Raw genomic sequence first — 26,463 nt, 5'->3', positions numbered from 1 at the left:
TTTCGGGAAAAAGACATGCGTAAAACAAAAAGCCCGGTCTCGCGACCGGGCTTTTTTTAATCCTGAACGGTCATTCCGTTCCCTGAATTGCCGCGAGCAGCCACTCGCCGCCATCCGTGCGGGTGAATGTCCAGAGTTCGGTGCTTTCCACCGGTTCATCCGGATTGCCTTCAACGACAGCGCCGGTGTTGCGGTCCAGCATGATGTCGATTGCGGAGTAGCGGATCGCCACAGTGGCATAGTCGACATTGCCTTCACGCCAGGCTTCCGAAACGTCGCCCTGAAGCAGCTTCACGTCCTTCACTTCATTGCGCATGCCACTGGAAGCGATTTCGCCCAATTCTTCGGCGAGGTAGGACATGGCTTCCGGAGTGGTCAGCTTGCGCAGCGTAGCATAATCCTCGCGGCCATAGGCGCTCTGGATTTCCGAAAGCATCTGCTCGAAACGATCAAGCTCTTCCTGTCCGACATCCATCGGCTCGTCTTCGACCGCCTGAGTTACCGGCTCTTCAGCCTGCCTGGCACCCGCGCCGAACGGATTGACCGAAGGCGTACGACCGCCAGAGTTGCCACCCTGTTGCGGTGCGGCACTCTTGGCCGCCCCGAAAGGCTGGGCGGAGCCAAATGGTTGCGCATTTGCATTGCCAGCACCGGCCGTTGCCGTCGCACCCTGACGGCGATTAGCAAACATGCGCATGACGAACATCGCAATCAGCGCTATCACAGCCACCTGCAACAGAAGACCGAACATGCCAGCCAGACCGCCAAGGCCGTTACCAAGCATCATGCCGATCAAACCACCAACCAGCAAACCGCCGAGCATGGAACGACCGAAATTACCGAACATACCGCCAGCGCGGGCTGGCGCTGCATTCTGCGCACCAGCGGCGGCGGGACGGGTTGTCTGCGTGGTGCCGGTGTTCGGCGTCATCGAACGTTCGATCGGTGCAGCATTATTCGGTGCGGTACGCGTCGGCGCAGGCGCCTGATATGTACGCGCGCCACGGCTGCCGAAACCGCCACCGCCTGCGCGGCGAGCCTCGGCGAAATCGACCGCTGCAAAAGAGGCAATCAGCCCCAATACCATTGCTGCTGTCAGTTTGGTCAGGCGGCTTCCGGAACCCGGCATTGTTAACTCCCATTTAGAGACATGACTGAATGTTTAAATCAGTGCTCATATGGGAATTCGCCCCCACACCTCACAAGAGCGTGAAGGCAAAAAAATCCAGAAATTTCAAATGGACCCAGAATTTTAAACGGGCAAAGCCGCATCCAGAATCTGTATCTGAGTTGTGACCGAGCCATTCCAGTGATTTAGCGACAGATTGCCCGCCACATGCACGCTCTGGCCGATATTGTTGAACAGAAAGCGCCCCAGATCGCCCTCAGCCGCCCGGAAGGCTATCGCATTGACGCGTTTTCCGTCAGCACCACGTAAGCTCACGCGCACATGATCGCGCCCAACGCCGCGCGCATCGGCCAGTATGTGATGCGGCAGTGCCAGAATGGGTTGTGGATGCGCAGAACCGTACGGCCCAGCCTTCTGCAAGGCTTCATAGAGCGATACCGTTGCGCCCGATGCGGCCAGTGCGCCGTCGATGGACAGGCTTTGGTTTTCACGCAGGCGCGAAACGATATGCGCCGATTCTTCTTCGAGATATGCACGCAACGCGCCAAGATTGCCGCGCTCAATGGTGATACCGGCCGCCATGGCATGGCCGCCGCCCTTGACGAGCAGCCCGCGTTCCATCGCGCCGCGTACGAGCTTGCCGAGATCAAGTCCCATGATCGAACGCCCAGAACCCGACCCAACACCATTGGCGTTGAAAGCAATGGCAAAGGCAGGCCGCCGCGCCTTTTCCTTGAGCCGCGAGGCCAGAAGCCCGACAATACCGGGATGCCAGCGGTCACTCGCCGTCACGATCACCGATGCGCCCGCGCCGCCGGAAATTTCCAGCGAGGCTTCCGCTTCGGCCTCCATAAGCATCTCGGCTTCCATGGCCTGACGCTCCTGATTGAGCCGGTCAAGCTCGATGGCGATACGATCCGCCGTTGCAGGATCGTCCAGCGTCAGCAACCGTGCGCCAAGCCCCGCATCACCGATGCGCCCGCCGGCATTGATGCGCGGTCCGATCAGATAGCCAAGATGGAAGACATTGAGCGGTTCGCCAATGCGCGCCACACGCGCCAGAGCCGCGAGGCCGACATTGCTCTGCGACCGCGCAACAACCAACCCTTTGACGACGAAAGCGCGATTGACGCCGGTCAACGGCACCACGTCACAAACCGTTGCCAGCGCCACCAGATCAAGCAGGGAAAGAAGATCAGGGCCTGGCCCTTTTCCACGTTCTCTTAAAATCTTTGCGACCTGCACCAATGTCAGAAAGACCACACCCGCCGCACAAAGATGCCCCTGCTGCGAAATATCGTCTTCGCGGTTCGGATTGACGATAGCCACCGCATCTTCCGGCAGATCGCCGCCGACCTGATGATGGTCAAGCACGACAACATCCGCTCCGGCCTGCCTAGCAGCCGTGATGGACGGTGCGCTGTTGGTGCCGCAATCGACTGTAACGATAAGGGTCGCACCCTTGGCGACAAGATCGCGCATGGCATCGGGATTGGGGCCGTAACCTTCAAAAATCCGGTCGGGAATATAAATGGAATGCTGAATGCCATAATGTTTGAGAAAACGCGCCATCAAAGCGGAAGAACACGCCCCATCGACATCGTAGTCGCCGAAAATGGCCACGGTCTCGCGGCGCAGAATGGCATCGGCAATCCGCCCTGCCGCATTCTCCATATCGGTAAGCGTCGCCGGATCGGGCATAAGATTGCGCAATGTCGGATCGACGAATTCCGGCGCGCCTTCCACGGACACGCCTCGCCCGGCAAGAACGCGGGCCACCAGATCGGAAAGGCCGTGATGCTGCGCAATGGCAAGCGCCGTATTGGCCTCACGCAGGCCAAGCCGGTCTACCCATTTCTGTCCGGTTGCGGATTGTTTTATTCCAAGGAAAAAGCGCTCTGTCGTCATAAGTTTCTAAAGACACAAAAGGCGGCATTTTTGCAATGCCGCCTTTGACTATTCTACGTTCAATCCTGCCAAGGTTTAGGCTGAACCGTTCTAGCGCAATCTCCTAGAATTTGGACAAATCCTGATGGCGAGCCTTGATCTCGCGCACGGTCTGCGAGCTTGAACGCATAACGATAGTGTGCGTCTGGATATAGTCGCGGGCGAACTTCACACCGGAGAGCATATTGCCATCCGTCACGCCGGTAGCGGCAAAAAGCACGTCGCCCTTGGCCATTTCTTCCAGCGAATAGACCTTCTCCGGGTCCGCAATGCCCATCTTCGCGGCACGAGCGATCTTTTCATCGCTATTGAGCTGCAAACGACCCTGCATCTGGCCACCAATGCAGCGAAGAGCTGCTGCAGCCAGAACGCCTTCGGGAGCGCCGCCAATACCGATATAGATGTCGATGCCGGTTTCGTCCGGATTGGTCGTGTGCATCACACCCGCAACATCGCCATCTCCGATGAGGCGGATCGCAGCGCCGGTCGCCCGTACTTCCTCGATCAGACGCGCATGGCGGGGACGGTCCATGATGCAAGCCGTGATTTCATTCGGCTTCACGCCCTTTGCCTTGGCGACGGACATGATGTTATCCGTCGGGCTGGCGTCAAGGTCCACAACGCCCTTCGAGTAGCCCGGACCAACGGCGATCTTTTCCATATAGACGTCAGGCGCGTAAAGCAGGTTACCCTTCTCGGCAATCGCGATGACAGCGAGCGAGTTCGGCAGGTTCTTGGCGCAGATCGTCGTGCCTTCCAGCGGATCGAGTGCGATATCGACGTCGGGCCCCTGCTTGGTACCAACTTCTTCGCCGATATAAAGCATCGGCGCTTCGTCGCGCTCGCCTTCACCGATAACAACCGTTCCGGCAATGGGAAGACGGTTCAGTTCCTGACGCATGGCATCGACGGCGGCCTGATCGGCAGCCATTTCGTCGCCGCGGCCACGCAGCCTCGCCGCGGCCACCGCTGCACGCTCGGCCACGCGGACCAGTTCGAGTGTGAGAATGCGATCCAGTCCGTGGGGGTGCTGCTCTGCGGTCTTGGCCATTTGAACAAAGTCCTGAATTCGAATTGCGTGGACGCGGCGCATGAACCCCGCGATTGCCGCCTCTTATAGCGACACTGTGCAAACCTTTTGTCAAAGTCCCCCGCCCCCTGCAAGGGTGAGAGAGCTAAAAACATTGCGCGCTCAAACTCTTAATCGATTTAAGCTATACACGCTTCGTTTCATGTCCGGGCCGGATGTGAACGCCCACACCCGGCCAGAAGTTGCAGAAATTGTTAAACAACCAAAAGATGTTGCAGGCAATCAGCTTCCGATTCCATCAAAGAAAAACTCCGGACTTTCCACTTCGACCAGCCTTTTTCTTTCGATCATCCAGAAACGGTTGCCGACATTGCGAACAAAACTGCGGTCGTGCGAGACGATAAGGCTCGCCGCCTCATTGCGAAGCAGTTCCACTTCCAGCGCTTCCTGACCTTCGATATCGAGATGATTGGTCGGTTCATCAAGAATATAGAAGTTCGGATTGGTCAACCGCAAAACCAGCATGGCAAGGCGCGCCTTCTGCCCACCGGACAAACGTTCCAGCGGCTTGGCCTGCATTTCAAGCGTCATGCCCGCACCGGCCAGCAAGGATCGCGTCCGCTGATCGCCAATATCGAAACGCCTGGCAATCGTCTCAAATGGTGTCCAGTCCGGGCGAAGCTCCGACAAGGCCTGATCGCTATATCCGAGCACCAGGGACGGTGTCGCCTTGATCCCTGCCTGCGCTTGATCCGGTGCAAGAATGGCCTCGCGCACCAGCGTCAGCAACCGGGTCTTGCCCATGCCGTTGGCGCCCAGCAGGACAATTCGCTCACCCGGATTGATCCAAAGCTGGCCGGTCCTGAACAGAAGCCGTCCATCGGGCGTGGCAATTTCGGCCTGATCGAGAACAACCAGAGCCTTGGCGTGGCTGCCTCGGCTGCTCAATATAATCTTGCCAGCAGAGCGCTCCACATGCGCCGCCTTGGCGCTTTCCTCGATCTTGTCGGCGCGCGCTTTCAACTGTTTGGTTTTCACGACCAGCAGGTCACTGCCCGAGTTGATGCCAATATTGTTTAGCTTCGCTGCCTGCCTGCGCAATTGCTGGACTGTCTTCATGTCCTTTTCGAACTGTCGGGCATCAGCCGCATCGATTTCATCGAGTGCAACGCGTGCCTGACTATATGGCAGAGCGAAAACCGGTGATTTTTCTGCCCGCAGAAACAGTGTCCGCTTCGTAACCGCATCAAGGAACGCGCGGTCGTGGCTGCTGACAATCACCGCAACGGAGCGTGGCAGCGCGTTCAGCCAGTTTTCCAGCAGCCGCACTTTTTCGAGGTCCAGATGGTTGGTCGGCTCATCAAGAAGGAGAACATCAGGTTCTGATACCCATGCCCGCGCCAGAAGTGCAAGCCGTTGCCAGCCGCCGCTAAGCTGTCCTATGGGGCGCTGCTGCAGTTCGTCGGTGACGTTGAGATCATCCAGTACGATATCTGCGCGCCAGCTTTCATAATCGCGCGCCTCGGCGTCGAGCCCATCCAGCACAACCTCGTAAAAACTGCGCTCCAACAGGTTCTGGGGAACATACTGGCTGACATAGCCGACCTTCACTCCCCGCGACCGCGTGATGGTGCCAAGCGTTGGCTCCCCCTCACCGACAAGAAGGCGCAGAAGACTGGTCTTGCCGCGTCCGTTGGCGGCTACGATGCCAAGCCGCTCGCCCTCGCCTATGACGAGATCGAGATTGGCGAACAGCGGTTCATGAAGGGTCAGTGAAAGATTCTGGATAGAAACAAGAGACATGGCAATCAGCCCAATTCTGCCACGCACGAATGCCCGGTTTCCAAACCGTGACACGGATAGATGTGCTGGCGAATGTCCGGCAGCGTTTCAACGACCGCGCCTTCAGGAAAAGGCAGAATAAGACAGTGGTTGCAGTGTCTGGATCAAAAAGCAGCAGGCCGTGGCGAAAATGGTGATTTTCGAGTACCGGAGCGCAATGTACTGAACGTACATGAGCACCGGAACGCAGGGAATTGCCATTTGCAGACCGGCATGGTGACTTTTGGAACAGACACCTTGTCTTTTTCCGCCCTGCACAAGTTACTTATGCAGGGCAAAATCGGGGCCGTGCTGACGGTGATGATCATGACGCGTCACATACATCGTACAGCCCTCCTTTTCCTGTTTTGTCTCTTGAAACGAATAAAGCCGGGTCAGTTCCGACCCGGCTTTCATAACAAAGGTGAATCCAACCTGCAAGAGAGGCAGGCAATCCGGTTCTCACCCGGCCCGTTCGATGCGGATCATCTGTGGCTTGTCGACCAGATGGTCGTCTTTCAGGATTGCTTCCAGTGCCTTCTTGACGGCAGATTCGGTCGTCTCGTGCGTAACGAGAATGACCGTCTTGATACCCTCATTGGCCGCACCATTCATTGGCGGACGCTGGACGATCGATTCCAGAGAGATGTCGTTTTCAGCCATGCGCTTGGCAATGGCCGCAAAGGCACCGATGCGGTCAAGAACGGTCAGGCGGATGAAGTAACCGCCTGCATGCTTGCGCATCTTGGCACGCTTGTAGGGCTGCAATGCCTTGGCAGGCGTGCCAAACACCGGGCCATGCTGGAAGCCGGGACGGCTCTTGGCAATATCCGCAACATCGCCGATCACGGCGGATGCTGTCGCATTGCCACCCGCACCGGGACCGGAAAGCAGAAGCTCACCCAGAAGGTCGGTTTCGATTGCCACGGCATTGGTCACGCCATGAACCTGCGCAATGACCGACGAGGTCGGAACCATGGTCGGATGCACGCGCTGTTCAATGCCGGTATCGGTTTTCTGCGCGACGCCCAGAAGCTTGATGCGATAACCGAGTTCATCGGCTGCGCGAATATCGGCCAGCGAAATATTACTGATGCCTTCCAGATAGATATCATCGGCGGCGATCTGCGTGCCGAAGGCAAGGCTGGTCAGAAGCGCCAGCTTGTGCGCCGTGTCGTTTCCTTCGATATCGAAAGTCGGATCAGCTTCGGCATAACCGAGACGCTGGGCATCCTTGAGACAGTCCTCGAACGAAATGCCTTCTTCCCACATCCGGGTCAGAATGTAATTGCAGGTGCCGTTCATGATGCCATAGACGCGCGAAACCGTATTGCCGGTCAGCGATTCCCGCATTGCCTTGATGACGGGAATGCCGCCCGCAACAGCCGCTTCGAAATTGAGCAGAACGCCCTTGTCCTCGGCGATTTTCGCAAGCGCAACGCCATGGCGCGCAAGCAAAGCCTTGTTGGCCGTGACCACATGGCGACCGGCGCGCAGGGCCGCTTCCAAGGAAGCCCTGGCCGGGCCGTCCTCACCGCCGATCAACTCGACAAAGACATCGATTTGGGCAGTTTTCGCCAGTTCGACCGGATCGTCGAACCAGTCGATGCCGGAAAGATCGATGCCACGGTCCCGCGTGCGGTCGCGGGCGCTGACCGCCGTAACCGTTACAGGCTTGCCGCACTGGCGCGTGAGCATTTCGGACTTGTCACGCAGGATACGCAACACCGAAGCACCAACGGTGCCGAGGCCGGCAACGCCGATCCGTAATGCATCACTCATTATATCGACCTTCTGTATGGAGTGGCTTAATCGGGTGGGAAGCTACGGGCCGAACCAGCCGGCCCGCAAGCATGAAGAACGCTCTTAACGGCGGCCTTCGAGCGGGATCACATTTTGCAGGTTCTCGTCCGTGGTGGAGAGAAACCGCTTGATGTTACGTGCGGCCTGACGGATGCGGTGCTCGTTTTCAACCAAAGCGATACGCACATATTCGTCGCCGTGTTCGCCAAAACCGACACCCGGCGCAACGGCCACATCAGCTTGTTCAACCAACAGCTTGGAAAATTCGAGCGAACCCAGCGAACGGAAACGTTCCGGGATCGGAACCCAGGCGAACATGGTTGCGGCTGGCGGCGGAACATCCCAGCCCGCACGACCAAAGCTTTCGACCAGCACGTCGCGACGCTGCTTATAGACATTGCGCACATAGGCGATATCCGAGCCATCGCCATTCAGCGCCGCCGTCGCGGCAACCTGAATAGGCGTAAACGCGCCATAATCGAGATAGGATTTCACGCGGGTGAGAGCTGCGATCAGGCGCTCATTGCCGACCGCAAAGCCCATCCGCCAACCCGGCATGGAGAATGTCTTCGACATAGAGGTAAACTCGACCGCCACGTCCATGGCGCCTGGCACTTCCAGCACCGATGGCGGCGGATTGCCATCGAAATAGATTTCCGAATAGGCAAGGTCCGACAGGATGACGATGTCATGCTTGCGTGCAAACGCAACGACGTCCTTATAGAAATCGAGCGTCGCCACATAGGCCGTTGGATTGGACGGGAAATTCAGGATCAGCGCAATCGGCTTCGGAATCGAATGCTTTACGCCACGTTCCAAAGCCGGGATGAAGCTGTCATCCGGCTTGGCCTGAATCGAACGGATCACGCCGCCGGACATGATGAAGCCAAACGAATGGATCGGATAGGTCGGGTCCGGGCAAAGCACCACATCGCCCGGTGCGGTGATGGCCTGCGCCATATTGGCGAAACCTTCCTTGGAACCAAGCGTGGCAACCACCTGCGTATCGGGATTGAGCTTCACACCAAAGCGGCGCGCATAATATTGTGCCTGCGCGCGACGCAGTCCCGGTATTCCCTTCGATGAGGAATAACGATGCGCACGCGGGTCCTGCACAGCCTCACACAGCTTGTCGACGATATTCTGCGGGGTCGGCAGATCTGGATTACCCATGCCAAGATCGATAATGTCGGCACCCGCCGCTCGCGCCGATGCCTTCAGACGGTTGACCTGTTCAAAGACATAAGGGGGCAGACGACGGATTTTATGGAATTCTTCCGACATGATCCTGTGTTCCAGTGGAGGGTTGAACGTAATAGCGCGTATGCGCCGTAATGGAGCTATACACCTGTTCTCGAATCGGGTCGAGACGTGTTGCCGCGTCAAAAGACGCAGTTTTCGTCATTATGGAAGAGGATTTACTCTTCCCCGCTTTCGATCTGTTTCAGGGTAGCGTCCGTTTCCTGCTGCGCCTGCTGACGCAGAGTTGCTGCCTCGGCTGGCGTGAAGCCCGCACCGCCGGTTCTCGACGCCGCCAGACGCGTGCGGTCGGCATCGAGTTTGCTTGTAAGCTGCTGCTTTTCTTCGGCGGTAATCTGCGTGGTCGCAGCCTTCGGCATATGGCCGAATGTCGGGAAAACGCCAGTACGGGAGGCGCCTTCCTGCGGGGTGCCCTGAAACTCTTTTCCGCCCGCGCATGCCGTGAGCATAGCCGCCGCTGTTGCTGCCAGCAAAAGATTGGCGATCTGCCGCGTGCGCTTGGTCATGTTTCTGTTCCCGGTTAATGCCGCATAAGATGCCGTTGGCCACAACACCAGACAAAGATAAAGCAATTGCCAAGGGATAGCACCAAGTCGAGGCGTCCTGTCAACAAGTGAGTGATGCAAATCGGAAATTCGCCTTGCACCGAAGGCCGACAGCCCCTCGCAGACTATCGCGACTGCTTGATCAAAACAGAAATGTAACCGAAAGTTACATAAAGTAATATTTCGTTATTATTGAATAATCCGCACTAAAGCTGAAGTCATTTAACACCAATTGCGCATCAATAGTTGCGTTCGGCGATTAAAAAACTTAAAAATTGGTAACGAATTGCTCGCCAGGTGATTTGTCCTATACAGTGGAATGATGGCCATAGCTCTGAAGTGACCATCATAACATGCTGATATTTCTGAATTTCTTTCCCGGCATAAACGGCTGGGAGTTGTGGGGACGATCGCTATCAGCATGGCGTCAGCCTCGCACGGGAGAGCCGATCTCCCGAAACCAGGTAGGCTCGAATGCGTTCAAGCCGCCAAACTGGTCAGGGAAATCGAGCTGGAGCAGACTGTTGAAATTTGCACATTCTACACACCGGACCACCGGCAGGTTTCTTTCAGGTAGCGTGGCTTTGCTTGCGCTTCTTGTCACGTCCTGTACGTCGACCGGTACAGGCCTTGACGGAAAGCCGCTTCAGATGACCTCTGCAACGGATGGCTCCATGATTGCGGACACATTGCAAAGTGCCGCAGATCAGACTGCTTCCGCCGAGGCGGCGACGACTGCAACTCCTTCGACAGAAGAAAAAAAGACCGAGGCCAAGCCGGGCCAAACAAAACCGGTGACCGTGGCCGAAGCAACGAACACCGATACTAAAGAGCAGGCGAAACCGGTCGAGGCTGCAGCAGGTGCTGAACAACAGCCGACAGCGGTGGCCGCCCTTGCCCCTCAGCAGCCAAAAAGCTCATCGCTTTTCGGTATGTTCGGCAGCAACAAGTCCGCTGAACCTGAGCCCGCTAAAGCAGCAGAACAGCCAGTTGCAGCCGCTCCAGCCGAAACCGCGAAAAAGCAGCAGGAACCGGCAAAAGAAGAAAAGCCCGCCGAAGCGGCAGAACCAGAACAGACCGCAGCGGCAAAACCTGCCGAAGCTGAAAAGCCTGTTCAGGTTGCTTCATTGTTCGGGTCAACGAAGAGCGCTTACGCCTCGCCGCAACGCCCAACGGCCTCGCAAGGCAGCATAGCCCGGCTTTTCTCCGACGAATCGGCTGGCTCGCGCTCTGACCGAACCGAAAACAAGAAGCTCGCAGTCGCCAAGCCGGTTTCACCATCTGCGAAGCACGATTACAATTATTCGCTGCCCGGTGTGCGCCCCAATGGCGGCGTGGAAATTAAGCATCGCAACAGCCTTTACGACGATAGCGATATCGACGCGAATGAAGATGATGAGTTTGCAAATGTCACGCTTGCATCAGCTCCGGGCCTTGCCCGACTCGCACCCAATGGCCTGAAAGTCCAAAGACAGACCGTGGATGTTGCCTGCCTCAAGCCGCAGCTCGTTTCCATGCTGAAAACCATGGAACGGCATTTCCGCCGCCCGGTCATGGTGACTTCGGGCTATCGCAGCCCCTCATATAACCGCAAGGTCAACGGTGCTCGCAAATCGCTGCATATGATCTGCGCCGCCGCAGATATTCAGATCGACGGCGTTTCCAAGTGGGAAGTCGCTCGTTTCGCCCGCTCCATGTCCGGGCGTGGCGGTGTCGGCACCTATTGCCACACGACTTCGGTTCACGTCGATGTCGGCCCGGAACGCGATTGGAACTGGCGCTGCAAGGGCTAAAAAAGAGGCGTATCAGGAATACACAGAAGCCGGATCACATGATCCGGCTTTTTCTTTTGCCTTTATATTCAAGGAAATAAGGAACCCGCCCGCCGAAGTTTCCCCATTTTTGTAGTACATTCGATTTTTTTCAGAAAAGTGTTTTTTGGGGCTTGCGAGTCAGAACCTTCCTGAATATAAGCCCACTCACACCAGCAACAGGCGCCCATCGTCTAGCGGTTAGGACAGCGCCCTTTCACGGCGCAGACAGGGGTTCGATTCCCCTTGGGCGTACCACTTGCTGGTTCTTCTTTTTCCCCTACAATTCAATTGGTTAGCGCTTGTTGTGTGCGGTTTAGCGCTGTCTAAACTTATTCACAGACAGGTGAAAAAGGGGCTTGCATGTCGGAAATTTCCTGACTATAAGCGCCCCACACCAGCAGGCGCCCATCGTCTAGCGGTTAGGACAGCGCCCTTTCACGGCGCAGACAGGGGTTCGATTCCCCTTGGGCGTACCATTGCTGGTTTTTCTTTTCCCTTAGATTTGACGGAATTATTACTGGCCGAATTGCCAGGATACTGTTACGCGCCGGGCTGCAACCTTTTCGAAAGGACAGCATGATGTCGAAAGCAACAGCAATCGTTTCCACCACCCATGCCAGCCGCTACCTGCAGCAGCTCTGCAAACACTGGGCGCACAAATTCGCGGTCGAGTTCACGCCGGAACATGGCACCATCGATCTGGGCGAGAACCGTCTTGTGATTCTCGATGCCGATGCGGAAAAACTGACCACAACCGTTGAAACCTCGGAAGAGAACCTCGCCCGCCTCGAAGAGGTGGTGGCAAGTCACGTCGTCCGCTTCGCTTTTCGCGAGGAACTCGTCTTCAACTGGGTAAAACAGTAAAAAAACGGGCGCGTTTACCCTATCTGTAAAAAGCCCGCAAATTGCCCGGAATAGCCATTATCGCATCACAATCCGGGCAAATTCTCCCGCGAAATTCTTCCCAGCTTTGAACGACTGATTTGATGGGGAAGAATAATGACAAGCGAAACAAGAACCACCCTCACCTTTCTCGGCGCCGGCCTCGTTGCGGCAGCAATGGTCCTCGGTGCGGATATGAGCTGGGCCGACGTCATCAAAGCCTTGTTCTAAGCGCCGAACCGGTTTCATTATTTTCGCAAAACTATCAGAAAATCCTTTCGCAGGCCCGCCGAACTACTTTAAATCGGCGCATGATTTTTCAAACACCTTTGGTTACCGGCAGGCTGGAACGCCGCTACAAAAGATTCCTTGCCGACGTCACACTTGATGATGGGCGCTTTATCACTGCTTCCGTGCCCAACACCGGTTCGATGCTCGGATTGACCGCTCCGGATTCTCGCGTCTGGCTTAGTGTTTCGGATGCCCCTCACCGCAAATATGCCCATACGCTGCAGATCGTCGAAGCGGACAACACGCTGGTCGGCGTGAACACCGGTTTGCCGAACAGGATCGCCGAAGAAGCAATCCTCAACGGTCTCATTCCGGACCTGACGGGATATGCCAGCCTCAAGCGCGAGCAGAAATATGGCAGGAACTCGCGCATCGACCTTTTGCTGGATGACGGTCCTCGCCAGCGAGCTTATGTCGAGGTCAAGAACGTGCACTTTATCCGCACTCCCAACCTGGCAGAATTCCCTGATACGGTGACGGCGCGCGGTGCAAAACATCTCGATGAACTCGTCGACGTCGTTGCCGCTGGTCATCGGGGCGTGATGCTGTTTATTATCCAGCGAAGTGATTGCAGCAGATTCAGCATTTCCGGCGATCTCGACCCCACTTACGCACGTGCTTTTGAGCGTGCTCGTGCAAACGGGGTTGAGGCTTGGGCCGTTCGGTGCCACATAACGGATAAAAGCATTGACGCCACTACGCTGGTGCCGATTGAGTAGACTAAGACGGATCGAGTGATGGTAACCTATATCGAAGCAACAAACGCACCCATGAAATATACGGGCCAGATCAGGCTTTATGGTCCGGACGCTTTCGAAGGTATGCGCACGGTCTGCAACCTGACGGCGCGCTGCCTTGATGCCCTCAACGATATCGTCAAGCCGGGTGTAACGACCAATGAAATCGACCGTTTCGTGTTCGAATTCGGCATGGATCACGGCGCGTTCCCGGCAACGCTGAACTATCGCGGCTATACGAAATCGACCTGCACGTCGATCAATCACGTCGTCTGCCATGGCATTCCAAACGACAAGCCACTGCGCGAGGGTGATATCGTCAATATCGACGTGACCTATCTCCTCAATGGCTGGCACGGCGATTCAAGTCGCATGTATGCGGTGGGCGAAATCAAACGCGCCGCCGAGCGCCTGCTTGAAGTCACCTATGAAAGCCTTCTGCGTGGGATCGCAGCCGTCAAGCCAGGTGTGAAAACCGGCGCAATCGGCGCGGCGATCCAGACCTATGCCGAAGGCGAACGCTGCTCCGTTGTGCGAGACTTCTGCGGTCACGGTGTCGGACAGCTGTTCCATGATGCGCCGAACATCCTCCATTACGGCACGCCGAATGAAGGGGTCGAAATCAAGGAAGGCATGATCTTCACGATCGAGCCGATGATCAACCTCGGCAAACCACACGTGAAAGTCCTTCCCGATGGCTGGACAGCGGTTACCAGAGATCGCTCGCTGACAGCGCAATATGAGCATACGGTAGGCGTCACGAAGGACGGCTGCGAGATATTCACGCTCTCCCCAGCCAATGTCTTCGGCCCGCCTTCCATGAGGTAACGGCCAAGGAAATCGCCTCGATAATTGTCTGGTCTGTTTTTGCGGGGGTTCAAACAGGATGGCAAAGAACAAGAATGAGCCGGGTAGCGCGCAATTGCCCGGCTTCAGTGATACGCTGCAACTGACGCCGAAGATCGACAAGCCGCATTATGCCGGGCATCGTGATCGTCTCAAACAGCGTTTCAGGGACACTCCTGACGCGCTGGCAGATTATGAACTGCTCGAAATGCTGTTGTTTCGCGCCATTCGCCGCGCCGACACCAAGCCGCTCGCCAAGGCTCTGTTGATGCGGTTCGGCTCGATTGCCGAAGTGCTGGCTGCTCCCGAAAAACTGATCGCTGAAGTTTCCGGCGCCGGTCCCACCGTCGCACATGAACTCAAGCTCGTGGAAGCCGTCGCGAAACGAAGCGCCCGCAGTGCAGTCATGGAACGCGAAGTACTTGGTTCATGGAACAAGGTGATCGAATACTGCACCACTGCCATGGCCTACGAGACCCGTGAACAGTTCCGAATTTTGTTCCTCGACAAGAAGAACAAAATGATTGCTGACGAAGTTCAGCAGACGGGCACAGTGGACCACACACCTGTTTACCCGCGCGAGGTCGTCAAACGGGCACTGGAACTATCCGCAACCGCCATTATCCTGGTGCACAACCATCCATCTGGCGACCCGACCCCATCTCGGGCAGACATCGACATGACCAAGCAACTCGTCAGTGCGGCCAAGGCGCTCAACATTACGGTGCACGACCATGTCATCGTTGGAAAGCACGGCCATGCCAGCTTCCGTGGACTAGGATTGATCTAACAAAAATTTCGCGACCAAGCAGTTACCGATTGTTAAGCATAGCGCGAAGAATGGTTGCGCAGTGCATGGAAATCGCTCGAATTTTCTTAAATTTAGACACAATCAAAGGTGAGACGAAAGCCAGTTCGAAGGCACGGCCTTTCGATGGCAATAATGAATTCAGGCATGTTTCCCGCCAGCGTTTCCGGACGGGAAAATCGGAGTAAAAAATGTTGAAGCGTTCTATCACCGCAGCGGCGCTCGGCGCTGCAATCCTTGCTTTTACAGGTTCGGCTTTCGCAGCCGACGTGATGGGAGCAACGGACTATTCCTATAACGATCCGGTTGCCAGCGGCCCGCATGACTGGTCCGGCAATTATATCGGCGCACAGATCGGCGCTTCGTCGTCCAAGTTCCCCAGCCCCTTCACCAACCGCACCGGCGCTCTTGGCGGCGTTGTCGTCGGCAAGAACATGCAGAGCGGCAATGTCGTGTTCGGTGCAGAACTCGAAGGAAATTTTGCTGAAGCTGAACATCGCATCGGTCATGGCGGTAGCCTTCAGCAGTCATGGAACGGCAATGCCAAGGGCAAGGTCGGCTATGCTTTCGACAAGACGCTCGTTTACGGCACCGCCGGTTACGGTGTGACCCGCTTCAAGGCCAAGGACAACACCACCTCGGCTCCGGGCTGGGAAGGTGGCGCGCTGGTCGGCGCTGGCGTCGAGCAGGCACTGAGTGGCCCGCTTTCCGTCAAGGCTGAATATGACTTCCAGCGCTTCAGCGACGTGAAGTCCCGCGTCAACGGCGTGGAGCAGCGCAACAATCTGAAGAACCATTCGATCAAGGCCGGTCTGAACTACAAGTTCTAGACCGCGTGATCCGACGCGAAACTTCATTCTGTTTTCGCATCAAGCAATTCTGCTTTTGCACAAAGGGCTGCGTTTCATAGCGCAGCCCTTTCGTTTTGCATAAATTTATCTTCATTTCACAGTCTGACTACGCCATTCGATGGCTTGACTCCGACAGGCACTAACCGATTATAAATCGGGAGTGGAAGTGCGGGGAACAATAAGAGCGAAAAGCTCAACCACCATATCGGGAGGTTATCTTACCTTGCCGTGTTGTCTCCTCGCACCTGAACACTTGGATATGTGGTTCTGCCCTCGCAGGCCATGCAGTCAGGAATGAAAGAATGCAGCGCGTTTTTGACGGACATAACGATGTCCTTCTGCGGCTTTGGGAAAATGCCCGCAAGGGCGAAGACCCGATCAAGGAATTTATCGACGGGACGGATATCGGTCATATCGATCTGCCTCGCTCGCGCAAAGGCGGTCTCGCCGGCGGAATATGCGCCATCTACATACCTTCGGGCGAGCATATCGAGCTTGGCAAGCCCGATGCCAACGGTCATTACGAAACGCCGCTTTCTCTTCCGTTGGAACGCAGCCCCTCCCTCGACATCGCTCTCGAAATCGCAGCCATCGCGCTGAAGCTGGAAGCTGCAGGAGGCTGGAAGCTCTGCCGCAACGGTCGTGAACTCGATGAAACGCTGAACAGCGACACATTCGCCGCCGTGCTGCACATGGAAGGCTGCGAAGCCATCGATGCAGATCTGGCAGCGCTTGAAGTTTTTTATGCTGCCGGTTTGCGTTCACTCGGCCCGGTCTGGAGCCGAAACAATGTTTTCGCCCACGGCGTTCCGTTTGCCTATCCGATGAGCCCCGATACCGGCCCCGGCCTGACCGATGCAGGCAAGCGTCTGGTCAAGGCGTGCAACACCAAAGGCATTCTGATCGACCTGGCGCATATCACGGAAAAGGGTTTCTGGGATGTGGCCAAACTGAGCGATCAGCCGCTGGTCGCCAGCCATTCTAACGCGCATGCCCTCACTCCGGTTGCCCGTAATCTGACCGATCGCCAGCTCGATGCGATCCGCGAGAGCAAGGGCCTAGCCGGGTTGAACTACGCTACAACGATGCTTCGTGCCGACGGCAAGGAAGACGCAAACACGCCGCTTTCCGATGCGGTTCGCCATGTGGATTACATGGTTGAACGCATGGGTATCGACTGCGTGGCGCTTGGTTCGGACTATGACGGCGCAACAATTCCAGCAGACATTTCCGATGCCGCCGGAACCCAGAATCTTGTCATGGCCTTGCAGAAGGCCGGATATAACGATGAGGAACTGGCAAAGCTTTGCCGGAGCAACTGGACCAGGGTCCTGAAACAGGCATGGCACGAAGCCTGACATACAGATACAATCCAACAAAATCCCAACAAAAATACAGGAAGGGAACTCAAACATGATGCATTTCGGACGTTTTCGTATTCTGGCCGCCGGTGCAGCGCTTGCTGCCGTGCTGGCTGCAAATCCTGCCTGGTCGGCCACCCCTGCCGACACGCTGGTCCAGGCCTGGGCCATCGACGACACCATCACGCTGGACCCGGCAGAGTCCTTCGAACTGAGCCCAGCCGAATTCATCGGTAACGCCTATGACATGCTCGTTCGCCTCGATATCAACGACACGTCGAAAGTCGTGCCCGGCGTTGCAGAAAGCTGGACCGTTTCCGACGACGGCCTCACCTATACGTTCAAGCTGAAGAAGGACATCAAGTTCGCTTCCGGCAACCCGGTCACCTCTGCCGACGTAGCTTATTCCTTTGAACGCGCGGTGCGTCTCGACAAGAGCCCGGCCTTCATCCTGACCCAGTTCGGTCTGACCAAGGACAACGTCAACGAAAAGGCAAAAGCCGTAGATGACGAAACTTTCGTCTTCACCGTCGACAAGCCATACGCACCGAGCTTCGTGCTGAACTGCCTGACCGCTACCGTCGCCGCAGTCGTCGACAAGAAGCTTCTCGAAGAACATGCCGAGAAGGTTACGCCAACCGACGACTACAAATACGACACCGACTATGCCAACGCATGGCTGAAAACCAAGTCGGCGGGCTCGGGGCCATTCACGATCCGCGAATGGCGCGCCAATGAAGTCGTCATTCTGGAACGCAACGACAATTTCTATGGTGAAAAGGCCAAGCTCAAGCGCGTTTTCTATCGCCACGTCAAAGAAAGCGCCACGCAGCGCCTGATGCTTGAATCCGGTGACGTCGATGTAGCACGCAATCTGGAGCCAGGCGACTACGAAGCCGTTCAGAAAAATGACAAGCTGACCACGGCCAGCGCCGCCAAGGGCACGGTTTATTACATCAGCCTCAACCAGAAGAACGAGAACCTGGCCAAGCCGGAAGTTCGCGAAGCGTTCAAATATCTGGTCGATTATGATGCAATCGGCTCGACCCTCATCAAGGGCATTGGTGAAATCCGCCAGACCTATCAGGCAAAGGGCGTTCTCGGTTCTCTCGATGCTGCGCCGTACAAACTCGACGTTGCCAAGGCGAAGGAACTTCTCGCCAAGGCGGGTCTGAAGGATGGTCTCTCGGTCACGTTCGACGTCCGTAACGGCCAGCCGGTCACCGGCATTGCCGAATCCTTCCAGCAGACCGCTGCTCAGGCTGGCGTGAAGATCGAAATCATCCCCGGCGACGGCAAGCAGACGCTGACCAAGTATCGTGCCCGTAACCACGATATGTATATCGGCCAGTGGGGCATGGACTATTGGGACCCGAATTCCAATGCCGAAGCTTTCACCAGCAACCCCGACAACAGCGACGACGCATCGACCAAGACGCTTGCATGGCGCAACGCCTGGGACATCCCAGAGCTGACCAAGCAGACGCAGGCAGCTCTTCTGGAACGCGACAACGACAAGCGTGCCGAACAGTACAAGAAGCTTCAGCAGGAAGCTCTCGACCAGAGCCCGTTCGTTATGCTGTTCCAGCAGGTTGAAGTTGCCGGCATTGGCGGTAACGTGAAGGGCTACAAGCTCGGCCCGACATTCGACTCCAACTTCCTCGCGAACGTCAGCAAGGAATAGTCGGCCATGTCTTGGCGCATGAGAGCTTCAGTGCGCTGAATCGGCTTTAAAACAAAGAGATGGAGCGGTTTTCTGAATCAAAAAGGAAAGCCGCTCCAGAGCATTTCCAGCAAAGCTGTGAACAGGTTTTGTGTTCTGAAATGCGTCAAAAAAACCAGACGGAACGGTTCCGCATCGGAACAGCTCTAGAGCTATACAAGCAAAAGACAACTGAGTCCCTCGGATCGGAACCCGCTCTGAAACGCTCTCATTGTCGGAAGCGGTCAAAACATTGAGTAATATCGAAACCACCAAAAAGGTAAGGCGAGCGCCGCGACGCTCATCAGCCATTGCCGCGTCGCTGGCCAGTTTTCTGGTTATCGTCGTCACGACCTATATGGGTCTTCTGGCCGTAACCTTCTTCATCGGCCGCGTGGTGCCGATCGACCCGGTACTGGCAATTGTCGGCGACCGCGCTCCTGCGCATGTCGTCGCCCGCGTGCGGGAAGAAATGGGCTTCAACCTGCCCTACTACCAGCAGTTCTTTCTTTACGTGAAAGGTGTTCTGCAAGGCGATTTCGGCACTTCCGTGCTCACGACCAATCCGGTCATGACCGACATCCGACGCGTATTCCCCGCTACAATGGAACTCGCCACCGTCGGCACGATCATCGGCGCATTGTTCGGTATTCCGCTCGGTGTTCTCGCCGCCGTGAAGCGTGGCAGCCTTGTCGACCAGATCGTGCGTGTGATCGGCCTCGTTGGCTATTCGGTGCCAATCTTCTGGCTCGGTATGCTTGCGCTCCTGATCTTCTATGCGCGGCTCGGCTGGACATCGGGACCCGGACGCATCGATATCACATTCGAATATACGTTCACGCCGATCACCGGTTTTTACCTGATCGACGCGATCCTCCAGCGCGACTGGCCGGCCCTTAAGGATATTGTCTCCCACCTTATCCTGCCATCGGCTCTGCTCGGCTATTTCTCGCTTGCCTATATAAGCCGCATGACCCGCTCCTTCATGCTCAACGAGCTGGAACAGGAATATATCGTCGCTGCGCGCGCCAAGGGCATTTCGGAAACCCGCATCATCTGGGGTCACGCGCTGCGCAATGCCGCTGTCCCGCTCGTCACCGTGATTGCGCTTTCCTATGCCGGGCTTCTGGAAGGGTCGGTTCTGACCGAAACCATCTTCTCCTGGCCCGGTCTCGGACTCTACATCACGAATTCACTCCAAAACGCTGATATGAATGCCGTTCTCGGTGGCACTATCGTCATCGGGTCGGTCTTTATCGCGCTCAACCTCGTGTCCGATCTTCTCTATCGGGTTCTCGATCCAAGGACGCGCGTACGATGAGCCAAATGACAGATACTTCTAACCTCTCATGGCGTGAATGGCTGCTTACCGAGCGGCCGCAGTCACGCACCCAGGCCCGTCTCGGTCGGGCCTATATGGTCTGGCGGCGCTTCACCGCCAACAAGCTGGCCGTTCTCGGCCTTCTGATTATCATCGGATTGCTCGTCGTTGCGGCTCTCGCCGATGTGCTGGCACCGCATTCTCCGGTTATCGGTGATCTGGCCAACGCACGTCTTCTGCCGCCGGGGACTCCCGGCTATCTCCTCGGCACCGACGATCAGGGACGCGATATTCTTTCACGCCTGATCTACGGCTCGCGCCTCACCCTTTACGTGGTGCTGCTGGTTGCCATCATTGCCGCGCCCGTCGGCCTTCTGGTCGGCACGGTTGCGGGCTATGCCGGTGGTTGGGTCGATGCGGTATTGATGCGCATCACCGATATTTTCCTGGCCTTCCCGAAGCTCATACTGGCACTTGCCTTTGTTGCGGCTCTCGGGCCGGGTATCGAGAACGCCATCATCGCCATCGCAATCACGTCATGGCCGCCTTATGCGCGTATTGCACGTGCGGAAACGCTCACGGTGCGCAACTCGGATTATATCTCCGCCGTCCGCCTGATGGGTGCTTCGCCGATCCGTATCGTCGTGCGCCACATCATGCCGCTCTGCACATCTTCGCTGATCGTACGTGTGACGCTCGACATGGCAGGTATTATCCTCACCGCTGCGGGTCTTGGCTTCCTCGGCCTCGGCGCACAACCGCCATTGCCTGAATGGGGCGCGATGATCGCATCGGGTCGCCGCTTCATTCTCGACCAATGGTGGGTTGCCGCTATGCCGGGTATCGCGATCCTGATCGTCAGCCTGGGCTTCAATCTTCTGGGCGATGGCCTGCGCGATGCGCTCGATCCGCGGGGTAACAACCAATGAAGCCTCTTCTGACTGTTGAAGACCTGCGCGTCACCTTCCCGACGCGCACAGGCGCGATCGAGGCCGTTCGCGGCGTCAGCTTCGAGCTTGGCCGCGAGCGTCTTGGTATTGTTGGCGAATCCGGTTCGGGCAAATCCCAGACCGGCCGCGCCATCATGGGCCTCACGCCCTTGCATGCACAGATCACTGCCAGGAAACTTGAGTTCGACGGCATCGATCTTCTGAACGCCTCGGCTCGCGAACGCCGCGCCTTGCGTGGCGGCCGCATAGCCATGGTGTTGCAGGACCCGAAATATTCGCTCAACCCTGTCATGACCATCGGCAAGCAGATTGCCGAGACGCTGAAGGCTCATGGCAAGTTCAGCGGCGCGGAAATCCGCAGGCGCTCCATCGCCATGCTTGAAGCTGTGCAGATCCGTGACGCGGAACGCGTCATGAAGCTCTATCCTCACGAAGTTTCGGGCGGCATGGGCCAGCGCGTCATGATCGCCATGATGCTGGTGGCCGAGCCGGAAATGCTGATCGCCGACGAGCCGACTTCGGCCCTCGACGTGACGGTTCAACTCGAAGTGCTCGGCATTCTGGACAAGCTGGTTGCCGAACGTGGCATGGGGCTGATCTTCGTCAGCCACGACTTGCGCCTCGTTTCTTCCTTTTGCGACCGCGTCATCGTGATGTATGCGGGCAAGATCGTGGAGGAAATTGCGGCGAAGGACCTCGCCAATGCGAAACATCCCTATACGCAAGGATTGCTGAACTGCATGCCGAAAATCGGAGCCGATCGCCATCCCCTGCCAACCTTGCAACGTCAGGAGGCATGGAAGCTATGAGTACGGCATCTGCACTGAGCGTCGACAATATCGACGTCTATTTCGATCATTTCCATGCACTGAAATCGGTCAGTATCGACGTAGCACGCGGTGAATCCTACGGCCTTGTGGGTGAATCCGGTTCCGGCAAATCAACCCTGCTGCGGGCGGTTGCCGGACTGGCGCCTGTTGAAGACGGCGAAATCCGCATCGACGGGCAATTGCTGAAGACACCGCGCGACAAAGCATTCTATCGCAATGTCCAGATGGTGTTTCAGGACCCTTACGGCTCGCTGCATCCCCGACAGACGGTGGATCGGCTGTTGCTGGAGCCGCTTGCCATCCATGGCGTCGGCGACACGGAACAGCGCATCGTGAAGGCGCTGGACGAAGTCGGCCTCGGTTCCGGCTTCCGCTTTCGCTATCCGCACCAGCTTTCAGGCGGTCAACGCCAGCGTATTGCCATAGCCCGCGCCCTGATCGTTGAGCCCAGCATATTGCTGCTCGACGAGCCAACCTCGGCGCTCGACGCGTCGGTTCAGGCGGAAGTGCTGAACCTGTTGGAACAGGTTCGGCGCGATCGTAACCTTACCTTCGTCATGGTCAGTCATGATCTTGGCGTTGTCACCCATATGTGCAACCGGCTCGCCGTCATGCGCAATGGGGAGGTCGTGGAACAACTGCGGGCAAATGATCTTGTCAGTGGCAATATCCATGCCGACTATACGAAGAACCTGATGCAGGCGAGCGAAGGCTTTAGTAGGTAAACAAAAAGGGGACCTTCCGGTCCCCTTTTTCATTGCATCAATCGTCGGATGCCTTGCGCGGCGTGTCGCCATCCTGCCCGCGCCGCCAATACGCAACAATAAGCTGGCGATCCTTCGGAATATTACGTTCCTTGCGCATATAAGTGCGGATCGACCGGAACGCGTTGAACTCGCAACCGGCCCAGACGTAAATGTCATCCTCGTCTTCCGGTAGTTCGACTGCGCGCACCGCATCCTGCAACAATGTCGTCGTTCCGGCTTCCGCTCCATCGCGGTTCAGCCACTGTAAGTCGACGTTCGCGCGAGAAGCGAGTGCCTGTTCCTCCGAAGCACTGCCGATCTCAACGCGCACAACCGCCTTAGTGCCCTCGGGCAACCGCTCGAGGATACGCCCGATGGCGGGCAGCGCGGTTTCGTCGCCCGCAAGCAGGTACCACTTCGCATCGCCCGCATCGCCGCCACCAGGACCGGTCATACCGACAATATCGCCCGGCTTGGCGCTGATAGCCCAGCCGGAACCCGGAGCGTCGCAATCGTCGCCATGGACGACCATATCGATATCCACCCATCCGGCTGCTGGATCGATGTTGCGGATCGTATAGACACGTGTGGCAAGCTTGGCTTCGCCATCCGGCCAGACAGGACGGCCATCTTCGCCGGTTGTAGGCCATTGCGGCTTGGCCAGACCTGTCGGAGGAAATAGCAGGCGGATATGAAGGCCCAACTGCGAGAAGCGGAACAGATTATCGCCTTTAAGACGAACACGACGCATGTGCGGCGTTACATTCGACACCGCGACGACCTGCATCTCGCGGAAGTAGGGCAGCGGCAGTCCGGCGGCCCCATCACCTTCCCAGATAATCTTCGGTTTGGCGCTGCCTTTGTCGAGAAATTCCAGCACATGCTCGGCGATGGAGTATTTCATATAGGCAAGACCGGTTTCGTCCTCGCTCTTGACGTCGACGCTGACCGTTTCTTCATCCCATTCGACATCCGCCTGACCGAAGCTCAGCACCAGCTTGGCCGTACTGCCCTGCCGATGCACGTCGGCATGCTCGACAAAATGATCAAGAAGCTGATTGACCACATGACCAGCGTTCGTGAGCGCAAAGCGGGTATTGGCGTTGAGTTCGGACATGCCCCGTCCTCCTTTGGGAAATAGTTTTCCCAGCCTTACCCGAATATAACATGACTGTTCAAGTCATCATTTGGGCTTGAACCCGCAATAAATTGTGACGGGCAGCGCCTGCCGCCAGACATCGAAGGAGCCAAGTGCCCCAGCTTGAGCGACACCAAGGCGCGTCAATTCTCCGCCTGACTTTTCACGCCAGTTGAAAAGCAGCATCTCGCTTTGCAAGGTCACGGCATTGGCAACAAGCCGGCCACCCGGCTTCAGGGCATCCCAGCAGGTTTCCAGCACGCCGTCATCCGTTACGCCCCCGCCGATAAAGATCGCGTCAGGCGCCTCCAGCCCTCCCAGCGCTAACGGTGCCTCGCCCCTGACCAACTGCAATCCGGGAACACCCAATGCCGTGCGATTTCGCTCGATCATCGCCTGCCGCTGTGCATTCGCTTCGATGGCAATCGCGCGACATGAAGGATGAATGCGCATCCATTCAATACCAATGGATCCGCAACCGGCACCAACATCCCAAAGCAATTGGCGCGGCAAGGGCTGCAGTCGTGACAGCGTGATCGCACGAACCTCGCGCTTGGTCAGTTGTCCGTCATTCTCAAACGCTTCATCGGGCAGACCGGTGACGGGAGAAAACACGTTCGCTTCCGGCGCAGCGACACATTCGATTGCCAGCACGTTAAGATCGGCACAGTTTTCGTGCGGCCAGCCGTCAGCACTGCCGCTGATAAGCTTTTCCTTTGACCCGCCAAGATGCTCAAGCACCGTCAGACCACTGTGGCCAAAGCCTTTGGCCTTGAGAAGTGCTGCAGCTTTTGCGGGCGTTGTGCCATCATTGCTAAGCACGAGAATTCTCTCTCCCGGCAGAATATGCGGTACCAGCAATTCAAACGGACGCCCGTGGACGCTCACTGTGCGGACGTTCTGTAAAGGCCAAATCATCCGACTTGCAGCTAGAGAAAACGATGATGGAAAGGGAATAATTTGAAGTTCTTCGGGAGAAAAATGCCGGGACAAAGATGCACCCATACCGAAAAACATCGGATCGCCGCTCGCCAGCACAACGACCCGTTGACCATGATATGCCTCAATCATCGCGAAAGCTTCGTCGAATGGAGACGGCCAGGCCACACGCTCGGCTGTGATCTCATCACCCAGAAAATCCAGATGCCGCTTGCCGCCGAAAATGACGGCAGCATTGATGAGCGCGTCGCGGGCGTTCTTTCCAAGGCCCGCCAGTCCATCCTCGCCAATACCGATAACCGTCAGCCAGCAGCTCATTCGCGTTGCTCCTTTTCTTTGTTCGTATGGTGGTGCAGTAGCAAGTGCAAGCGGCAAGGCGTATAAGGCTCAAATGTCGAGCCAGCAAATCAATCAATCGCTGCTAGTCCAATCAGACAGGCGCAACGCCTGTCCCGGACTTTCGCGTATGGTCATGGCCAAGGATGGGGCTATTGCCCGCATCAAACTGAGGCTCGGTCGCCTGTCAGCCGATCAGGCACGTTCGATTGCCACAATAGCCGAACGTTTCAACGCAGGCGCAATAGAGTTGTCGATTCGCTCCAATATCCAGTTGCGCGGTATCGCGCCCAAGCATTGGGAAAATATCGTCGCAGCGCTGCATGAAGCTGGCCTCGGCGCTGATAGTCCCGGTGCAGACGACATACGCAATGTGATGGTTAGCCCCACGGCAGGCATTGATCGCGGCCAGATATGCAACGTCACGGAACTGGCCACTTCCCTGCTCGCCATGTTGCAGGCGAATGAGGTTTTCTATGCCCTGTCGCCAAAGTTTTCTTTACAGGTAGACGGTGGCGAAAACTGCGCGATGATTTCCCATCCAGGCGACATCTGGCTTTCGGCGATAGACGGCGAAACCTTTGCGTTTGGCTTTGCTTCGTCTCCCGACAAGCCCGCGCTCGGGGCTATCGAAGCACAACACGCCCTGCCCTTTATCGAAGCATTGCTGCATTGCTTTTTACGCCATGGTGGCTTTGCGCGGATGAAGCATCTGTTCGAAATCATTTCGCAATCGGAGTTTCTGGCGGGTCTGAACCGGGAATTGCCGTTCCCGATTCACCCAGCCAACGACTGGAAGCGTAAAGCACTGACGCCATCTTCGCATCTCGGCAATAACCTGCAATCTGACGGATCATTTTATGTGGGCGCCATGCCGCTTTTGGGACGGCTGACACCGTACCAACTCACGGAGCTGGCAAACCTCTCCGACAGCGGAAAACATGAACTGCGCCTGACACCCTGGCAAGGCGTCATCCTGCCCCATATGAGCGCGGCACAGACAACCGAAATTACCGAAAAACTTCGTTCGCTTGACCTCGCAACAACAGTCGACGCCCCACATGCGCGACTTCGTGCCTGTTCCGGGTCGAATGGCTGCGCTTCCGCGCTCGCAGACACCCAGACGGACGGCGAGGAGCTTGCTTCCCATTTGGCGTGTGGAACGACATCCATCCACATCACGGGATGCGCCAAGTCATGCGCGGCGCTCGCACCTTTGCCGCACACGCTTCTGGCGCGTTCGGCGGGTCGATACGATCTATATACGCAAGACACGTTTCCAAAAGACGGGGCTGGACCATCGCGCTTCGGACGGCTATTGGCGACAGATATCACCATTGACGAAGCGGCGCGCCTTCTGAACGCCCGACACTGAT

The 26,463-nt window shown here is 56.8% G+C and carries 22 protein-coding genes, 2 tRNA genes and 1 pseudogene; 15 read left to right on the top strand and 10 right to left on the bottom strand.

The window, feature by feature from the left end; genetic code table 11:
- Nucleotides 1-70: 70 nt before the first annotated feature.
- The 8 genes and pseudogenes from FIB18_RS19165 to FIB18_RS19135 all read right to left on the bottom strand — a co-directional run bounded on the left by FIB18_RS19165 (nt 71) and on the right by FIB18_RS19135 (nt 9,496).
- Complete coding sequence (locus FIB18_RS19165; RefSeq protein ID WP_140022218.1) at nt 71-1,129, bottom strand: Tim44 domain-containing protein; 1,059 nt, start codon at nt 1,127-1,129, stop codon at nt 71-73.
- Between the two features lie 123 nt (nt 1,130-1,252).
- On the bottom strand, nt 1,253-3,037 hold the full coding sequence (gene recJ, locus FIB18_RS19160; protein WP_140022217.1) for a single-stranded-DNA-specific exonuclease RecJ: 1,785 nt from the start codon (nt 3,035-3,037) through the stop codon (nt 1,253-1,255).
- A gap of 103 nt (nt 3,038-3,140) precedes the next feature.
- On the bottom strand, nt 3,141-4,127 hold the full coding sequence (gene glpX / locus FIB18_RS19155) for a class II fructose-bisphosphatase (protein ID WP_140022216.1): 987 nt from the start codon (nt 4,125-4,127) through the stop codon (nt 3,141-3,143).
- 261 nt (nt 4,128-4,388) lie between these two features.
- Nucleotides 4,389-5,909: an ABC-F family ATP-binding cassette domain-containing protein gene (locus FIB18_RS19150; RefSeq protein ID WP_140022215.1), complete on the bottom strand. Its 1,521-nt coding sequence runs from the start codon at nt 5,907-5,909 to the stop codon at nt 4,389-4,391.
- A 129-nt stretch (nt 5,910-6,038) separates the two neighbouring features.
- Nucleotides 6,039-6,149 (bottom strand): annotated as a pseudogene (locus FIB18_RS25470) (flagellar basal body P-ring protein FlgI); the annotation flags it as partial.
- Nucleotides 6,150-6,389: 240 nt separating this feature from the next.
- Entirely contained in the window at nt 6,390-7,709 is a 1,320-nt protein-coding gene (locus FIB18_RS19145; RefSeq protein ID WP_140022214.1) for a homoserine dehydrogenase, read from the bottom strand.
- 84 nt (nt 7,710-7,793) lie between these two features.
- A complete protein-coding gene (locus FIB18_RS19140; protein WP_140022213.1) occupies nt 7,794-9,014 on the bottom strand; it encodes an LL-diaminopimelate aminotransferase in 1,221 nt (406 codons plus the stop codon).
- A 134-nt stretch (nt 9,015-9,148) separates the two neighbouring features.
- Nucleotides 9,149-9,496, bottom strand: a complete 348-nt coding sequence (locus FIB18_RS19135) for a hypothetical protein (protein WP_140022212.1) — start codon at nt 9,494-9,496, stop codon at nt 9,149-9,151.
- 563 nt (nt 9,497-10,059) lie between these two features.
- On the opposite strand from FIB18_RS19135, the gene FIB18_RS19130 reads away from it, so the two are divergent.
- The 14 genes from FIB18_RS19130 to FIB18_RS19065 all read left to right on the top strand — a co-directional run bounded on the left by FIB18_RS19130 (nt 10,060) and on the right by FIB18_RS19065 (nt 22,653).
- Entirely contained in the window at nt 10,060-11,328 is a 1,269-nt protein-coding gene (locus FIB18_RS19130; RefSeq protein ID WP_140022211.1) for a YcbK family protein, read from the top strand.
- A gap of 201 nt (nt 11,329-11,529) precedes the next feature.
- Nucleotides 11,530-11,604 (top strand) — tRNA-Glu (locus FIB18_RS19125).
- Between the two features lie 146 nt (nt 11,605-11,750).
- A tRNA-Glu gene (locus tag FIB18_RS19120) sits at nt 11,751-11,825 on the top strand.
- A gap of 103 nt (nt 11,826-11,928) precedes the next feature.
- Entirely contained in the window at nt 11,929-12,213 is a 285-nt protein-coding gene (locus tag FIB18_RS19115; protein ID WP_140022210.1) for a DUF2218 domain-containing protein, read from the top strand.
- 329 nt (nt 12,214-12,542) lie between these two features.
- On the top strand, nt 12,543-13,241 hold the full coding sequence (gene sfsA / locus FIB18_RS19110; protein WP_140022209.1) for a DNA/RNA nuclease SfsA: 699 nt from the start codon (nt 12,543-12,545) through the stop codon (nt 13,239-13,241).
- Between the two features lie 18 nt (nt 13,242-13,259).
- Nucleotides 13,260-14,087 (top strand): type I methionyl aminopeptidase, encoded by an 828-nt coding sequence (gene map / locus FIB18_RS19105; protein WP_140022208.1) that lies wholly within the window; start codon nt 13,260-13,262, stop codon nt 14,085-14,087.
- A 58-nt stretch (nt 14,088-14,145) separates the two neighbouring features.
- Complete coding sequence (gene radC, locus FIB18_RS19100) at nt 14,146-14,895, top strand: RadC family protein (protein ID WP_140022207.1); 750 nt, start codon at nt 14,146-14,148, stop codon at nt 14,893-14,895.
- Between the two features lie 209 nt (nt 14,896-15,104).
- The gene (locus FIB18_RS19095; RefSeq protein WP_140022206.1) at nt 15,105-15,743 is read left to right on the top strand and encodes an outer membrane protein; all 639 of its coding nucleotides are present in this window, start codon (nt 15,105-15,107) and stop codon (nt 15,741-15,743) included.
- A gap of 323 nt (nt 15,744-16,066) precedes the next feature.
- The gene (locus FIB18_RS19090; protein WP_140022205.1) at nt 16,067-17,122 is read left to right on the top strand and encodes a dipeptidase; all 1,056 of its coding nucleotides are present in this window, start codon (nt 16,067-16,069) and stop codon (nt 17,120-17,122) included.
- Nucleotides 17,123-17,177: 55 nt separating this feature from the next.
- Entirely contained in the window at nt 17,178-18,809 is a 1,632-nt protein-coding gene (locus tag FIB18_RS19085) for an ABC transporter substrate-binding protein (protein WP_140022204.1), read from the top strand.
- A gap of 271 nt (nt 18,810-19,080) precedes the next feature.
- Complete coding sequence (locus FIB18_RS19080; protein WP_168436457.1) at nt 19,081-20,148, top strand: ABC transporter permease; 1,068 nt, start codon at nt 19,081-19,083, stop codon at nt 20,146-20,148.
- Nucleotides 20,145-21,077 carry an ABC transporter permease gene (locus FIB18_RS19075; RefSeq protein ID WP_140022203.1) on the top strand — a complete coding sequence of 311 codons (933 nt, stop codon included), beginning with the start codon at nt 20,145-20,147 and terminating at the stop codon, nt 21,075-21,077. Before FIB18_RS19080 ends, FIB18_RS19075 begins: the two co-directional genes overlap by 4 nt.
- Entirely contained in the window at nt 21,074-21,907 is an 834-nt protein-coding gene (locus FIB18_RS19070) for an ABC transporter ATP-binding protein (RefSeq protein WP_140022202.1), read from the top strand. Before FIB18_RS19075 ends, FIB18_RS19070 begins: the two co-directional genes overlap by 4 nt.
- The gene (locus tag FIB18_RS19065; RefSeq protein ID WP_140022201.1) at nt 21,904-22,653 is read left to right on the top strand and encodes an ABC transporter ATP-binding protein; all 750 of its coding nucleotides are present in this window, start codon (nt 21,904-21,906) and stop codon (nt 22,651-22,653) included. Before FIB18_RS19070 ends, FIB18_RS19065 begins: the two co-directional genes overlap by 4 nt.
- 37 nt (nt 22,654-22,690) lie before the next feature.
- On the opposite strand, the gene FIB18_RS19060 is transcribed toward FIB18_RS19065, so the two are convergent.
- Complete coding sequence (locus FIB18_RS19060; RefSeq protein WP_140022200.1) at nt 22,691-23,791, bottom strand: siderophore-interacting protein; 1,101 nt, start codon at nt 23,789-23,791, stop codon at nt 22,691-22,693.
- A gap of 66 nt (nt 23,792-23,857) precedes the next feature.
- Nucleotides 23,858-25,069, bottom strand: a complete 1,212-nt coding sequence (cbiE, locus tag FIB18_RS19055) for a precorrin-6y C5,15-methyltransferase (decarboxylating) subunit CbiE (protein WP_140022199.1) — start codon at nt 25,067-25,069, stop codon at nt 23,858-23,860.
- A 73-nt stretch (nt 25,070-25,142) separates the two neighbouring features.
- Here cbiE and cobG point away from each other — a divergent pair, with 73 nt between their 5' ends.
- Entirely contained in the window at nt 25,143-26,462 is a 1,320-nt protein-coding gene (gene cobG / locus FIB18_RS19050; RefSeq protein WP_140022198.1) for a precorrin-3B synthase, read from the top strand.
- Nucleotide 26,463 lies beyond the last annotated feature (1 nt).

This window comes from Brucella pecoris (assembly GCF_006376675.1).
Taxonomy (GTDB): Bacteria; Pseudomonadota; Alphaproteobacteria; order Rhizobiales; family Rhizobiaceae; genus Brucella; species Brucella pecoris.
This window is presented reverse-complemented; position numbering and strand designations above follow the sequence as displayed.

What these genes read in the sequence shown, in the direction of transcription:
- FIB18_RS19165 (WP_140022218.1), bottom strand. Translation starts at nt 1,129, where the DNA reads ATGCCGGGTTCCGGAAGCCGCCTGACCAAACTGACAGCAGCAATGGTA.
- recJ (WP_140022217.1), bottom strand. Translation starts at nt 3,037, where the DNA reads ATGACGACAGAGCGCTTTTTCCTTGGAATAAAACAATCCGCAACCGGA.
- glpX (WP_140022216.1), bottom strand. Translation starts at nt 4,127, where the DNA reads ATGGCCAAGACCGCAGAGCAGCACCCCCACGGACTGGATCGCATTCTC.
- FIB18_RS19150 (WP_140022215.1), bottom strand. Translation starts at nt 5,909, where the DNA reads ATGTCTCTTGTTTCTATCCAGAATCTTTCACTGACCCTTCATGAACCG.
- FIB18_RS19145 (WP_140022214.1), bottom strand. Translation starts at nt 7,709, where the DNA reads ATGAGTGATGCATTACGGATCGGCGTTGCCGGCCTCGGCACCGTTGGT.
- FIB18_RS19140 (WP_140022213.1), bottom strand. Translation starts at nt 9,014, where the DNA reads ATGTCGGAAGAATTCCATAAAATCCGTCGTCTGCCCCCTTATGTCTTT.
- FIB18_RS19135 (WP_140022212.1), bottom strand. Translation starts at nt 9,496, where the DNA reads ATGACCAAGCGCACGCGGCAGATCGCCAATCTTTTGCTGGCAGCAACA.
- FIB18_RS19115 (WP_140022210.1), top strand. Translation starts at nt 11,929, where the DNA reads ATGTCGAAAGCAACAGCAATCGTTTCCACCACCCATGCCAGCCGCTAC.
- sfsA (WP_140022209.1), top strand. Translation starts at nt 12,543, where the DNA reads ATGATTTTTCAAACACCTTTGGTTACCGGCAGGCTGGAACGCCGCTAC.
- map (WP_140022208.1), top strand. Translation starts at nt 13,260, where the DNA reads ATGGTAACCTATATCGAAGCAACAAACGCACCCATGAAATATACGGGC.
- radC (WP_140022207.1), top strand. Translation starts at nt 14,146, where the DNA reads ATGGCAAAGAACAAGAATGAGCCGGGTAGCGCGCAATTGCCCGGCTTC.
- FIB18_RS19095 (WP_140022206.1), top strand. Translation starts at nt 15,105, where the DNA reads ATGTTGAAGCGTTCTATCACCGCAGCGGCGCTCGGCGCTGCAATCCTT.
- FIB18_RS19090 (WP_140022205.1), top strand. Translation starts at nt 16,067, where the DNA reads ATGCAGCGCGTTTTTGACGGACATAACGATGTCCTTCTGCGGCTTTGG.
- FIB18_RS19085 (WP_140022204.1), top strand. Translation starts at nt 17,178, where the DNA reads ATGATGCATTTCGGACGTTTTCGTATTCTGGCCGCCGGTGCAGCGCTT.
- FIB18_RS19075 (WP_140022203.1), top strand. Translation starts at nt 20,145, where the DNA reads ATGAGCCAAATGACAGATACTTCTAACCTCTCATGGCGTGAATGGCTG.
- FIB18_RS19070 (WP_140022202.1), top strand. Translation starts at nt 21,074, where the DNA reads ATGAAGCCTCTTCTGACTGTTGAAGACCTGCGCGTCACCTTCCCGACG.
- FIB18_RS19065 (WP_140022201.1), top strand. Translation starts at nt 21,904, where the DNA reads ATGAGTACGGCATCTGCACTGAGCGTCGACAATATCGACGTCTATTTC.
- FIB18_RS19060 (WP_140022200.1), bottom strand. Translation starts at nt 23,791, where the DNA reads ATGTCCGAACTCAACGCCAATACCCGCTTTGCGCTCACGAACGCTGGT.
- cbiE (WP_140022199.1), bottom strand. Translation starts at nt 25,069, where the DNA reads ATGAGCTGCTGGCTGACGGTTATCGGTATTGGCGAGGATGGACTGGCG.
- cobG (WP_140022198.1), top strand. Translation starts at nt 25,143, where the DNA reads ATGTCGAGCCAGCAAATCAATCAATCGCTGCTAGTCCAATCAGACAGG.